This is a genomic window from Xanthomonas citri pv. citri, assembly GCF_000961215.1.
GTDB classification, from domain to species: domain Bacteria; phylum Pseudomonadota; class Gammaproteobacteria; order Xanthomonadales; family Xanthomonadaceae; genus Xanthomonas; species Xanthomonas cissicola.
This window is the reverse complement of the sequence record NZ_CP008998.1, coordinates 3,631,666-3,644,348: the sequence shown is the minus strand read 5'-3', so window position 1 is coordinate 3,644,348 and position 12,683 is coordinate 3,631,666. Positions and strand designations below refer to the sequence as shown.

The following is a 12,683-nucleotide window of genomic DNA, read 5'->3' as shown; positions in this document are numbered from 1 at the left end:
GGATCGATCTTGGTGGCGTGCTCAAGTGCAAAAACGTGCGCTTCGGGGTTGTCTGTGCGGACTTCGTTGCGCAAAGTGGACAAATGCGTCCAACGTGGCGCAGTGGATGGTGAAAAGCGGACTCGGCAGCCGGCGCATGGCGCCCAGCTGCCCACCGGGTGCTTCAGTTGGCTATCGCCCCACCCACCCTGTTTCAAGGACTGCGTCAGCGCCCGGCGCCACCGCTGGTCACGCCAGGCAACGTGCTGCAGGCTGCGTTATCGGTGGGCGGTGCCTGGGTGGGGTAACGCTGCTTGTCGAGTACATAGGCCTGGCTGGTGGCAACGAATCCATCGGCGTAAGTGGCTTCCACGAAATACGCGCTCCAGCCGTTCTCCGGAATCTGCACCGGTACCGAGACCGTGCCGCCGTCGGCAAGCGCAATCGGCGTGGCGCTGTAGCGTATGCCGCAGGCGTAGCGGAAATCGCGCGCCTGTGGATTATGTGCACTCCACAGCTGCACCTGCGTTGGCCGCTCCGAGGAGCGGAAGCGGATCTGCGGCGCTTCGCCCGTACGCAACACATCGCTCACCTGCGGTAACGGGCGCTGCTGCTGCAGGCGCGTGATGAACGGCGCCAGGGTATCGACGACGGAGGTGCGAATGTTGTGCGCACTATTGGGCAGGACGCGTAGCGCCTTGCTGCCGGGCAGCGCGTCATAGAAGAACCGGGTGTTGTCCGGCAAAAAGAAGTCGTCGCCGCTGGCATTGACGATGTACTTGGGCACCGCCAGCCGTGTGCGGTACGGCGTGTGCAAATAGCTCAGCGGATCTTGCAGCTGCACCAATTGCGCGAAAGCCGGGGTCTGCAGTTGTGAGGTGATGCCCTGCTTTGCATAGGCGTCGAAGGCAATCGGCCAGTTGCCGCCATAGGTGCGGTACATATGCTCCAGCACCGCCGGCATGTTGAGGATGTCGATCACCAATGGCGCCACCGCCTCTACGCGCCGGTCGGCGATGGTGGCATGCCAGCTGGCCCACCCGCGTTTGGAGGCGCCGGCAAGCACAAAGCGGTGGACGTGCAACGGGGCCAATTCGCGCTCGGCCAGGCTCATGGTGCGCGCAATCGCGGCCGCCATCGGTACGTGCAGCGGCAGTGTCTTGCGCTGCTGCGGCGCCTTGAGAAACAGCGACCAACTATAGGCCACGCTGTCGTCTTCGCGGCGTGGGGTGGTATCGCCCTGGTAGCTCAACGCCTGGTTGGGAATGTCGCTGAGCGTGATCACCACCGTGTGGGTGCGTTGCGCCAACGCCGCCAGCGCCTCGGGCGCCAACTCGCTGGCCGGCTGCGCCGTACTGCCATCCACCGGATGACGCGTACCGTTGGTTGAGATCAATACCGCGCGCGTGGGCAAGGCCTCTTTCGGCACATAGATCGCCACGTCATGCTGCCAGCGCGACGGCGTGACCAGTCCCTCTGGCGACCAGTCCTGCGAGGTCAGCAGGTAGTCGCGCCGCTCGACACCGGCAACGCTGCTGGTGCCAACGCGCGTATAGGTCAACGGTTGTCGTTCGATGGCATCGCGGTAACACACCAAGGATTGCCCGAAGCCAACGTCCGGTGCATTCGCGCAGCGCTCTGCCGGCGACGCAGCAGAAGCGAGTGAGTCAGCGGACGCGATGCCGGCAAACAGTGTCAGTGACGATAGCAGTACCAGGCTGCAATAGGTCATCGAGCGCATGCAGGTTCTCCAGAGACCGTGCGTGTGGCCAGCGCCTGCCGCGCCAATCGCATGGGAAGCGTGGTCAGCAGTCGCGTCAGCGACGGGGTGGGGCGCGCGGTGTGTGCAGGAGTGTACGCGTGGTCGCTATCGGTAAGGAGGGCAGCGCTTCTCGCTACCGGCAATGGGCTGTGTCTGCGCGATGCGGAGTACGATGATTCGGCGCGCCACGTCAGCTGCGCCTAGAGGGGGCGCACCTAGGTTTGCGCTCTGTCTGCCGGCACCAGCGTTGCCTTGCGCATGCGCTGCTCTGCAGTGAGCGGCATCCCGCGGGCGAAGTGCAGCGGCTGCAGTTGCGATCTTGCATGCGCAACGCCCAGTGGCGGGATTCGCGTGGCGCCTGCCGATGCCAAGCGCGGCGACCGTCTTCGGCAGCCGCGAAAGCGTGGCGGATGCGCTACTTGATCCGCCGCACCTTTGCAGGGGTGTTGTAACCCTCGATCTGCAGATACCACACGCCGACCAGACCCGGCTTGATCTTGACCTTGGGTGCATCCTTGCGCACCGCGGACAGGCTGGCCGTATCGGTTTGTTCCCACTCCTGACCATTCGCCAGCGTGTAGACGCGGCCCTTCGAAAAGCCCTTGAATTCGCCGAGCATCGTGCTCTCGATCGGCTCCTTGCTGCCGAAGTCGAAGAAGCCGCGGTTCTTGACGATCACTTCCTGACGGCCGGCTTCCTTGGCCTGTTCGACCACCACTGCGGCCTCTTTGGCGACCTTGCCCTGTAGCCAATCGTTGAGCGCAGCCAGTTCGCTGGCATTGAGCTTGTCCAGGCCGGCGGCCTTGAACTGTTCGGCACTCATCTGCGACTGCAGGTCGCCTTGCACCGCGCGTTGCGCCAGGGCGGGGGCGGCATGCAACGCCAAGGTCAGGCAAACCAGCAAGGGAATGCGGCGCGCGAGCGACATGGAAGCCATCCGAAGAAGAAGAGGGGGCTAGTGTAGACGCTGTTGACGCACGCCGGCGCTGCCTATTCCAGCATGTCCGCAGCGGCTGGTGCTAGGCGTTCGGGGCGGCGGTAGACGAAGGCCGGTGCCGGCGATGCCGACTCCTGCTCGGCGGCTGCGCGCACCTGCGCATGGATGGGCGAACGCTCGCAGACCGGGTCCAGCGTGGCGGCATCGCCGCTGAGCGCCAGTGCCTGACAGCGGCAGCCACCCCAATCGATCTCGCGCTTGGGGCAGCCCTGGCACACCTCCGGCATCCATGCGGTGCCGCGAAAGCGCACGAACGCCTCGCCGTTGTTCCAGATGTCGGCCAGCGAGCGCTCGCGCAGATTATCAAAGCGCATGCCCTCGATGGTCTCGGCGGCATGGCAGGGCAGCACATCGCCGCGCGGAGAAATATTGACGAAACGCTGGCCCCAGCCACCCATGCAGGGTTTGGGCTGGCGCGCGTAGTAATCGGGCGTGACGAAATCGATCGCCAGGCGGTCGCCGAGCTGGCGACGTGCGGTTTCCACCGCGTCGATGGTGGCCAGCAGTTGCTCGCGGCTGGGCATCAGCGCAGCGCGGTTGCGCAGGCCCCAGCCGTAGTATTGGGTGTGCGCTACTTCGATGCGCTCGGCCTGCCACTCCAGCGCCAGCGCGATCATGCCGGGCACGCGCTCGGCGTTATGGCGGTGCAGTACCGCGTTGATCGTCAGCGGTAGGCCGCGTGCGCGGACCGCAGCGGCGAATTCGCGCTTCCTGGACAAGCTATTGCGGTAGCCGGCGATACGGTCGGCGCCGGCCGGGTCGACGTCCTGCACGCTCAGCTGCACATGTTCCAGCCCGGCCGCCTGCAGTTGGTCCAGCATCGGCTCGCCGCCAGCGACGCCGGAGGTGATCAGGTTGCTGTACAGCCCGAGCGCGCGCGCATGTGCGACCAGTTCGGGCAGGTCTTTGCGCAGCATCGGTTCACCGCCGGAGAAATGCGCCTGCAGCACGCCCATGTCGGCGGCCTGCTGCAACAGCGAGCGCCAGCCTGCGGTGTCCATTTCCTCGCGCAGCGCGGCCAGCGCGATCGGGTTGGAGCAATACGGGCACGCCAACGGGCAGCGGTGGGTCAGCTCCAACAACACCGACAGCGGTGGCGGCGCGATGCTCATAGCCGCAGCAAACGTTTCTGATGCAGGGTATCGGTGAGTTCGATCACGTCCGCTTCGATTTGCGCTGCGTCCGCATCGAATTCTGCGGCCAGCTCCTGCGCGATCTGCGCCAGCGAGCGCGTGCCGTCGTAGCGCTGCGCGACCACCAAGGCGATGTCGTCCAGCTCGACCACGCGCTCGGGCGCGAGCAGCACCCACTGATCGCGTGCGCGGTCTTGTTGCAGGCGCACGCCCGCCCGCAGCGCCGGCCGGCTATCGCGGGTAATGCCGCTCATGCTGCGACCCGGCTGGCGTCGCGGTCCGGCACGAAGGCATCCGGCCAGACGATGCCTGGCGCTACGTAGGCCACATGCAGTGCATCCAGCTGCGCCCACAGCACCGAGCACTTGAAATGCAACGCGGCCTTGACCAGCGCCTGTTTTTCGACCGTATCGGCATGCTGCTTGACGTAATCCAGCGCGAAATCCGAATCGCGTGGCGCCTCGGTCAGGCGATGTTCGAAATAGGCCAGCGCTTCGGACGAGACGAAGTCGTAATGCTTGAGCATGCCGGCCACGCGCTGGCCGATGATGTTGGGCGCGAACAATTCGGTCAGCGACGAGGCGATGGCTTCGAGCAGGCTTTTTTCGCGCACGAAGTGCAGGTACGCCTGCACCGCAAAGCGCGTTCCCGGCAGCAGCGCGCGCCCGGACTCCACCAGCGTGCGGTCCAGGCCGAGCGCGTCGGTGAGGTGTAGCCAGCGCGCGATGCCGCCATCGCTGGCGCTATTGCCGTCGTGGTCGAGAATGCGTTGCCGCCAGATCCGCCGCAGCGCCGGATCTTCCATGCGCGCCAGGATCGCCGCGTCCTTCAGCGGAATGCAGCGCTGGTACTCGAAGCGGTTCAACGCCCAGGCCTGTACCTGGCCTCGGTCGAGCTTGCCGTGGTGCAACAGCGCATGGAACGGATGCTGGTCGTGATACAGGCGCGCGCCGATGGCACGCAGGTCCGCTTCCAGTTGGTCGGGGCCGAGCAGGGCGGTCACAGGGCGATCTCCAGGCCGTCATGCGCAACCTCCCAACCGCTGGCGCGCGCGCTGGCGAACTCGGGCGAGAGGGTGTTGAGCACGGGATTGGTGGTGTTGAGATGGATGAAGATCTTGCGCGCCACGTTCAAGGGTGCGAACGCGGCGATGGTGCCATCGGGGCCATCGATGCTCATGTGGCCCATGCGTTGGCCGGTCTTCTGGCTGATGCCTAGCTGCACCATCTCGTCGTCGCGCCACAACGTGCCGTCGAAGAACACCAGTTCGGCGTCCTGCAGGCGCGCACGCAAGGCGTCGGTCATCGCAGCGCAGCCGGGAATGTAATGCATGCGGCGGCGGCCATCGTCGATGGTGAGCCCCAGGGTTTCTTCATTGGACCCAGCCAGGTCGCCGCCGCTGCGCGATTCCATGAACAAGGGCACCTTGCCGGGCACCGAGAATGGCGTGAGCTGCAACCCGCACAGCGCCAGCGGTGTGTCCAGCGCGAACGGCTGCCGGCTCACGTAGTGCGGATTGACGGCGTCGAAGATGGGATTTTGCGCGAGCAGGTCCAACACGCGGCTGCTGGCATGCAATGAAAACCGCTGGCTTTCGCGCATCGAGAGCAGTCCGACGATGTGGTCGATCTCGCCGCTGGTCAGCAGCACCGCCTCGATCGGCGAATGTCGCAGCCCGTGCTGCGGCCACAAGGCAGGTGTTGCAAGAATTTGTTGGCGGAAATCGGGAGAGGCATTGATCAGCACCCAGCGCTCGCCATCGGCACTGACCGCGATACTGGCCTGGGTACGACGCTGGGCACCGTCTGTTTGCTGCCACGCCCGCAGGCTTGCGGAGGTGTGGCAATTCCACTGCGGGTGCCCACCGCCGGCCGCCGATCCCAAGACGATGATGCGCATGGAGAACTGTGACCTAATCTGCCGGCAACTGCCGGTCATGCATCAAGAGGAAGGGCGGCAAGGTGCGCGTGAAACGTGCAGGATCAAAACTCGCCGGAGACGTAGCAGTTGATTTCGGCGCCGCAATTGACTTCACGAACGACAGGCTTCTTCCAGGTCTTCATACGGCTACCTCGCAGTTGGGGAAAACGTCGCTGGCTGCTGGATGCAACGCACGACGTCCTCCGAGCATAGGCAGGCGGTCTGGCGCAGTTGTAAAGCGCACGTAAAAAGGCGCGTCGGTCCCAACTTTCCTTTGCGGCGCCGTGTCGCTTTTCGCGCCTGGCGGTTACGAATCAAGACGTTGCCGGGTGAACCTGGCATAAGCGAGAGCGGCGTCTCGCATGGCGAGCGCCCCGGCAAAACGCGTTGTGGAGAAGGTGACGCGCACGTTACCGTAGTCGTCAGCCCCCTGCTGTTGCCCGCCGCCGTGTCCACCGTTGTGACCAGTTCCTCATTTGATCGTCTGCAGGCGTTGCTGCAGCGTCCCGCCGTGGCCTCGATCGCGCCCGCAGTGCGCGATGCGCTGGCGCAGGCCTGGCAGGACCTGTCGCCCGCGCAGACCGATAACGTGCCGTGGGCATTGCTTGGCGACACCCTGGATGCATTGGCACTGCTGGCTGCCGATGAAGCCACCCTGATTGCGGCGTTGCTGTTCGATTTGCCTGCCTTGCGTGGCGCGATCGCGGGCCTGCCGTGGCAACCGGCGGAGCGGCGGGTGGCGGTGGAAGGTCTGCTAGACGGCCTGGACGCAGCCGATCAGGTCTGGGCGCTGCATGCCGGACGCGAGGCCGGGCGCAACAGCGAAGGGTTGCGACGTCTGCTGCTTTCCATCATCCACGACTTGCGCGTGGTGCCGATCCTGCTGGCACGGCAGCTGGCGCGCATGCGCGTGGCCGATCGCCTGAGCGAAGATGAGCGCCGCGCGCTGGCCCAGCTCACGCGCGACATCCACGCGCCGCTGGCCAACCGGCTGGGCATCTGGCAGGTGAAGTGGGAGCTGGAGGACCTGGCATTCCGGCATCTGGAGCCGGAGACCTATCGTCGCATCGCCCGTGAAGTGGACGAAACCCGCGTGGCGCGCGAGCGCTACCTGGAAGCGGTCAAGCGCACCTTGTCGGCAGCGCTTGCCCAGCAGGGCCTGCGCGCGGAGGTGAGCGGGCGGCCGAAGCACATCTACAGCATCTGGCGGAAGATGCAGAAAAAGCGTCTGTCGTTCGATCAGCTGTATGACATCCGTGCGGTGCGGGTCATGGTCGATGACGTGGCCGCCTGCTACGCCGCGTTGGGTGCGGTGCATTCGCTGTGGGCGCCGGTGCCGAGCGAGTTCGACGATTACATCGCCCGGCCCAAGGCCAACGACTACCGTTCGTTGCATACCGCGGTGGTCGGCCCGGAAGGGCGCACGATCGAAATCCAGATCCGTACCTTCGAAATGCACGCTCAGGCCGAACTCGGCGTGGCCGCGCACTGGAAATACAAGGAAGGCGGCAAGGGCGGCGAAAAGGCCTTCGACCGCAAGATTCTGTGGATGCGCCAGCTGCTGGAGCAGGTGCAGGAGGGCGAGCATGGCGAGCTGGCCGGCGCGCTGGATGCCGAGCTGATCGAAGACCGCGTGTACGCGCTGACCCCCAAGGGCGAGGTGATCGATCTGCCGCAAGGTGCCACGCCGCTGGATTTTGCATATCACGTGCACACCATGGTCGGGCATCGCTGCCGTGGCGCGCGCGTCAACGACCGTATCGTGCCGCTGACCTACCGGCTGCGCAGCGGCGACCGCGTGGAGATCATGACCGCCAAGGAAGCGGACCCGCGCCGCGATTGGCTGCTGGCCTCCAACGGCTTTCTGGCCAGCGGGCGCTCGCGCGACAAGGTGCGCGCCTGGTTCCATAAGCTGGACCGCGCGCGCAACGTGCAGGCGGGCAAGGACTTGCTTGATCGCGAGCTCAAGCGCCTGGGCCTGCAGCATGCGGATCTGAGCGTGGCCGCGCGCAAATTCCACGCCGAAAACATCGACGAGCTGTATATCCAGGTCGCCCTGGGCGATACCGGCCCGAACCAAGTCAGCCGTGCATTGCTGGAGGCCGAGCGCGCCGCGTCCCAGCCGGCAGTACCGGCACCCCCGCGGCCGACCGCGCGGCGCGATGGGTTGGGGAAATCCAAATTCACCGTCGAGGGAGTGGGAAATTTGCTGGTGCAGTTGGCGCGTTGCTGCCAGCCGGTGGCCGGCGAGCCGATTGCCGGCTACCTCACTCGCGGCCGTGGCATCACCGTGCACCGCACCGACTGCGCGGCACTGGCGCGCCTGGCGGCCGCCCACCCGCAGCGCGTGTTGCCGGTGGAGTGGGGCAAGGCCGGCAGCGGCTACGAGGTGGATGTGCAGGTGCGCGCGGTGGACCGCCGCTGGCTGCTCAAGGACATCACCAACCTGATCGCCCAGGAAGACGCGCACGTGCTGGAAATCAACAGCGACAACGTTCGCGATACCGGCAGGGCGCAACTGCGGCTGCGCTTGAAGGTCAGCGATTACGGCCAGCTGTCCGGCCTGCTTGGCAAGCTGGATGCGCTGCCCGGGGTGAGCGAGGTGCGGCGGCTGGGCTGAGGACGCCGCTTACCTGGAAGGTGCGCCCCGGTGTGAAACACACAGCCCATGAGGGGCGAGAGCTGTGCTTGCCTGACGATTCCCGATTCCCGATTCCCGATTCCCGATTCCCGATTCCCGAAGAGCCCACGCCGCCTTCGCAACCTCCACCGCTACCATGATGCGGTGAACGCGTCCCCGTCAGGTCGCGCCAAGGATGGACGCCACCGTATGTCTTTGCTCCCGCGCTGGGCCAGATCGCCCCGCCTCTGGGCGCCACTGCGCAGCCGCGCGCTCTGGCGCATGGTGTTGGCGCTGTGCGTCTGCCTGTTGCTCACCGTGGTCGTGCTGCGCAGGCCGCTGGCCGACTGGCTGTGGCCGGACACGCGCATCCAGCAACTGTTGCAGCGGGGCGATGCTGCCTTGGCGCGCGGCCAGCTCAGCGCCGCCAACGGCAGCGGTGCGCGGGAACTGTTCGCCGCCGCACTTGCACTGGACAGCGACCGTGGGGAAGCCCGGACCGGGCTGGCGCGGACCGGCGCTGCTGCGGTAGTGCAGGCACGTGCAGCGGTTGCAGCAGGCGATGTCGCAGCAGCGCAGCGCGCGCTGGCGCTGGCCACCGCCCTGGAGGCGCCGCAGGCGCAGATCGCCCCGGTTGCGGCGCGGCTGCGCGCGCTGCAGGCGCGTCGGGTCGGGCTGGATGCCTTATTGGCGCAGGCGGCGGCTGCCCAGCAGCAGGGCCGCCTGGACGGCACGCCGGAGAGTGCGTTGCCGCTCTACCAACGCATCCTGACCCTGGCGCCTGACCGCACCGACGCACTGGAAGGCCGCGAAGACGCCTTGACCGATCTGTTGGCGCAGGCACGCTACGCACTGGCGCGCGATGAGCTCGGCGAGGCCTCGGCGCTGCTGGCCGCGGCCAAGCGTTACGACGCCGGGCATGTCGACATGCCGCTCACCGAAGGCCAGTACCACCGCGTGCTGGAGCAACGGCGTCAACGTGCGCAGGCCTTGCTGCGACGTGGTCGCCTGGCCCCGGCTGCGCGCGATTTCAACGCGGTGCTGGCCGCCGAACCGGACGATGGGGCCGCCCAGCGGGGCCGCGACCAGGTGGCGGACGAGTACGCCGCACAGGCCAGCCGGCAGGCGGCGGATTTCCACTTCGACGATGCGTTGCAATCCTTGGGTCAGGCGCAGCAATTGGCGCCGGGCGCCGCGTCGATCGTGCAGGCCGGGCAAGCGATTGCGCGCGCGCGCGACGCCCAGCGCGGCCCGGACGCGAGCCTGTCGCGGGGCACGCGCGAGCGCCGTCTGCGGGCATTGCTGCAGCGCGTTGCCGATGCCCAAGCGCAGCAACACTGGATGACACCGCCCGGCGCCAGCGCCTACGACGCCGTGCGTGCCGCGCAGGCGCTGGCGCCGCGCGATCCGCGTGTGCTACGGGCAGCGGCGCGCGTGGTACCGGCCAGCCAACGTTGTTTCGAGGACGAACTGCGCAACAACCGCCTGCGTGCCGCACGTGGGTGCCTGGATGCCTGGCAGGCGCTGACACCCAATGCCGATGCATTGGCCGGTGCGCGACGCCGCCTTGCACAGCGCTGGGTGGCGGTCGGGAGCGAGCGGCTGGGCCAGGAGGACGCAGCCTTCGCCCGCCGTGCGCAGGACGAGGCGCATCAGCTGGATCCGGGTTTGCCGGAACTGGCCGAATTCACGCGGCGGGTCAAGGCGGTGGCCGAACAGCGGTGAGCGGTTGCTGGTGATGTGGGCAACTTGGAAGCCCGCCGAGCGTGTGCAGTCCCACGGTCTAAGGCCCGTGTTGCATCAGGTACGGGCACAGTCCCACGCTTCAAGCCCCCATATTTGCATCAGATGCGATGCGTGCTGCAGACGCAGGTGGACCAAGCTGTGCAGCCTTCAACCAGCACGCGATACAAGCTGCGATGCACACTCCCTTCTTCCACCGGAAAAGGTGCTCCGAAGGGGCGGATGAGGGTACGTGCGCAGCCTCGCGATGCGGCGAAGGCGGATCAATCGCCAATCACTGCGTGTCCTGGGGCGTTTCGTGATGCAAACGATCCAGGCGCCAATCCCTAGCCGCCTGCTCACCCCGCAATAAACAACTCGCGTACCGTCGCCCGTGCTGCGTCCAGCGAAAAATGCTCGGCCACGTTGCGCAAGCCGTTATCGGCCAAGCGCTGCCACAACGTCGCATCTCGATACAGCCGCACGATTGCAGCGGCGAAGGCGTCCGCATCGTCGGCGACGCACACATCCTCGCCATCGCGCAGGTGCATGCCTTCCACCGCGCAGGTGGTGCCGACCACCGGCTGGCCGTGCGCCATGCTGAGATTGATCTTGCCTTTCACGCCCGCGCCAAAACGCAGCGGCGCCACCGCGATACGTGCGCTGTCCATGAACGGAACCAGATCCGGAACGTGACCATGCAGCTGCACGCCGGGGCATTCGTCGGCCAACAATCGCAGGGCGTCGGGCAGGTCGGCACCGATGCAGTGGAAGACCACCTCGGGCAGCTGCGCACGGACCTGCGGAAAGATGTCACTGATGAACCACTGTACCGCATCCACATTCGGCGGATGACGAAAGCCGCCGACGAAGACCAGGTCGCGGCGCTGCGCGAAGCTGTGGCCGCTGCCGGCGACCTCATGCAGGTTGGACAGCAGGGCGGTGCGGATGTGTGGCGCATCCGCGCGCAACTGCGCCTGTTCTGCGGCAGACACCAGCAAGGTGACATCGGTGGCCGCCATGATCTCGAGCTCGCGCACGCGGGTGCGTTCTGCGCTACGCAGCAGATTGGCATCGCCGGCCAGCTCGGCACCGCGGCGTTCGCGCAGGTAATGCAGGTCGACGGTATCGAACAAGGTGCGCGCCTGGCGCGCATATTGCCTGAGCAACGGCAGGCAGGCATGCGCCACGTGGTGGCGCACCAGCAGCACCACCGCAAATCGCGCACCATGGCTGCGCAGCCAGCTGCCGATGCCTTCGAGAAACGGCGCGTACCAGACTTCGACACCGAGCTGCTGCAATGCCTGGGTGTGGCGCCCGGCGTGTTCGCGGCGCGTCGGCACGAAGACGACATGCGCGCCTTCTTCGCGCAGCAGTCGGATCAGGTTGAACTGCCGCAGCGAGCCTGAGTCGCGGTCCGGCTGCGGCACGCACTCGTCCAGGATCAAGACCTGTCGCTGGTGGCGGTGCAGCAGTGCCGGCCCGGGCACCGTACCTGCCGGCAGCTGCGTTTTCAGCGGCTGCTGCCATTTTTCGGCGAAGACGCTCTGATTGCGTACCTGGTAGGCCTTCACCCCGGTACGCGTGTCGGTGCCATTGCTGGTGCCCTCGTCATGCACCACAACGCTGGCCGGCTGCACCAGCACCTGATATCCGGCCGCGCGAACTGCAAACGCCAGATCGGTGTCTTCGTAATACGCCGGCATGTAGCGCCGGTCCAGCCCGCCCAGCGTGTGCAACAGCGCGCGCGGTAGCGCGATTGCCGCGCCCGAGCAGTAGTCCATCGCGCGTACATATGCATAACGTGGGTCTTCGGACGATTCAAAGCGGCCGTAGCTCCAGGCGCTGCCATCGCCGAAGACCACGCCGCCGGATTCCTGCAGGCGCCCGTCCGGATACACCAGTTGCGCGCCGACCAGGCCGGCGCCCGGATGCTGGGCAAAGGTGTCGATCAACCGGTCCAGCCAGCCGGGCTGCGGAATGGTGTCGTTGTTGAGCAGCACCACGAAATCGCCGCGGGCCAGTGCGATGCCGTCGTTGCAGGCCGCGATGAAGCCGCCGTTGCTCGCACGCAGGTGATAGTGCAGACCGGCGATCTGCGGCAACTGTTCAGCGGTGGCGTCGCTGCTGCCGTCGTCCACGACGATGATTTCCACACTCAGCAGCGGCGGATGCGCCGCCAGCGCGCGCAGGCAGGCCAAGGTGTGCGCAATGTGGTTGTAGACCGGAATCACCACCGTCACCCGCGGGGTAGGGCTGTGCGGCAGCGCGAACGCCGCGAACGGGGCGGCCTGCGGCAGCCACAGCGGCGTGCCCACGGCGACCGGGGGCGCCTGCGTGTGCACGCGAATGCGTTGCCAGGTGGCGCGCCAGCCGCGCGTGCGCATGCTGGCCACGCTGCGGTGGATCAGGCCGAGGACGCGATTGAACAGATAGCGCGCATCGGCCAAAGACATCGACATTGCGTTGGAACTCCAGCGTGGTGGGGCAGTGAAACGTGGCGAGCAGAGCGAGGGTCGAGGCAATCGTTGCATCTGCCAGCGCAGTGTG

10 protein-coding genes are annotated in these 12,683 nt (G+C 66.5%); 2 read left to right on the top strand and 8 right to left on the bottom strand.

Going from position 1 to position 12,683, the window contains the following annotated elements; genetic code table 11:
• Positions 1-205 precede the first annotated feature (205 nt).
• The 7 genes from AMD14_RS16220 to pqqA form a co-directional block, all read right to left on the bottom strand.
• Positions 206-1,720, bottom strand: a complete 1,515-nt coding sequence (locus tag AMD14_RS16220; protein WP_011052048.1) for a PhoPQ-activated pathogenicity-related family protein — start codon at positions 1,718-1,720, stop codon at positions 206-208.
• 436 nt (positions 1,721-2,156) lie between these two features.
• Positions 2,157-2,669 (bottom strand): hypothetical protein, encoded by a 513-nt coding sequence (locus AMD14_RS16215; protein WP_015463489.1) that lies wholly within the window; start codon positions 2,667-2,669, stop codon positions 2,157-2,159.
• 62 nt (positions 2,670-2,731) lie between these two features.
• Positions 2,732-3,850: a pyrroloquinoline quinone biosynthesis protein PqqE gene (gene pqqE / locus AMD14_RS16210; RefSeq protein WP_003482516.1), complete on the bottom strand. Its 1,119-nt coding sequence runs from the start codon at positions 3,848-3,850 to the stop codon at positions 2,732-2,734.
• Positions 3,847-4,125 (bottom strand): pyrroloquinoline quinone biosynthesis peptide chaperone PqqD, encoded by a 279-nt coding sequence (gene pqqD, locus AMD14_RS16205; RefSeq protein ID WP_005921459.1) that lies wholly within the window; start codon positions 4,123-4,125, stop codon positions 3,847-3,849. Before pqqD ends, pqqE begins: the two co-directional genes overlap by 4 nt.
• Positions 4,122-4,874, bottom strand: coding sequence for a pyrroloquinoline-quinone synthase PqqC (gene pqqC / locus AMD14_RS16200; protein WP_011052046.1), 753 nt, complete (start codon positions 4,872-4,874; stop codon positions 4,122-4,124). The genes pqqD and pqqC overlap by 4 nt, the downstream gene beginning before the upstream one ends.
• Positions 4,871-5,770, bottom strand: coding sequence for a pyrroloquinoline quinone biosynthesis protein PqqB (pqqB, locus tag AMD14_RS16195; RefSeq protein ID WP_011052045.1), 900 nt, complete (start codon positions 5,768-5,770; stop codon positions 4,871-4,873). Before pqqB ends, pqqC begins: the two co-directional genes overlap by 4 nt.
• Before the next feature lie 83 nt (positions 5,771-5,853).
• The gene (gene pqqA, locus AMD14_RS23770; protein ID WP_002812057.1) at positions 5,854-5,934 is read right to left on the bottom strand and encodes a pyrroloquinoline quinone precursor peptide PqqA; all 81 of its coding nucleotides are present in this window, start codon (positions 5,932-5,934) and stop codon (positions 5,854-5,856) included.
• Positions 5,935-6,224: 290 nt separating this feature from the next.
• Between pqqA and AMD14_RS16190 the strand changes: the two genes are divergently transcribed.
• Both AMD14_RS16190 and AMD14_RS24745 read left to right on the top strand, forming a co-directional pair.
• Complete coding sequence (locus tag AMD14_RS16190; RefSeq protein WP_040107786.1) at positions 6,225-8,411, top strand: RelA/SpoT family protein; 2,187 nt, start codon at positions 6,225-6,227, stop codon at positions 8,409-8,411.
• A gap of 282 nt (positions 8,412-8,693) precedes the next feature.
• Positions 8,694-10,136, top strand: coding sequence for a hypothetical protein (locus AMD14_RS24745; protein ID WP_015463486.1), 1,443 nt, complete (start codon positions 8,694-8,696; stop codon positions 10,134-10,136).
• Positions 10,137-10,492: 356 nt separating this feature from the next.
• Here AMD14_RS24745 and AMD14_RS16180 read toward each other — a convergent pair whose 3' ends face one another.
• A complete protein-coding gene (locus AMD14_RS16180; RefSeq protein WP_015463485.1) occupies positions 10,493-12,595 on the bottom strand; it encodes a glycosyltransferase in 2,103 nt (700 codons plus the stop codon).
• Positions 12,596-12,683 lie beyond the last annotated feature (88 nt).

What these genes read in the sequence shown, in the direction of transcription:
- AMD14_RS16220 (WP_011052048.1), bottom strand. Translation starts at nt 1,720, where the DNA reads ATGCGCTCGATGACCTATTGCAGCCTGGTACTGCTATCGTCACTGACA.
- AMD14_RS16215 (WP_015463489.1), bottom strand. Translation starts at nt 2,669, where the DNA reads ATGTCGCTCGCGCGCCGCATTCCCTTGCTGGTTTGCCTGACCTTGGCG.
- pqqE (WP_003482516.1), bottom strand. Translation starts at nt 3,850, where the DNA reads ATGAGCATCGCGCCGCCACCGCTGTCGGTGTTGTTGGAGCTGACCCAC.
- pqqD (WP_005921459.1), bottom strand. Translation starts at nt 4,125, where the DNA reads ATGAGCGGCATTACCCGCGATAGCCGGCCGGCGCTGCGGGCGGGCGTG.
- pqqB (WP_011052045.1), bottom strand. Translation starts at nt 5,770, where the DNA reads ATGCGCATCATCGTCTTGGGATCGGCGGCCGGCGGTGGGCACCCGCAG.
- pqqA (WP_002812057.1), bottom strand. Translation starts at nt 5,934, where the DNA reads ATGAAGACCTGGAAGAAGCCTGTCGTTCGTGAAGTCAATTGCGGCGCC.
- AMD14_RS24745 (WP_015463486.1), top strand. Translation starts at nt 8,694, where the DNA reads ATGGTGTTGGCGCTGTGCGTCTGCCTGTTGCTCACCGTGGTCGTGCTG.
- AMD14_RS16180 (WP_015463485.1), bottom strand. Translation starts at nt 12,595, where the DNA reads ATGTCGATGTCTTTGGCCGATGCGCGCTATCTGTTCAATCGCGTCCTC.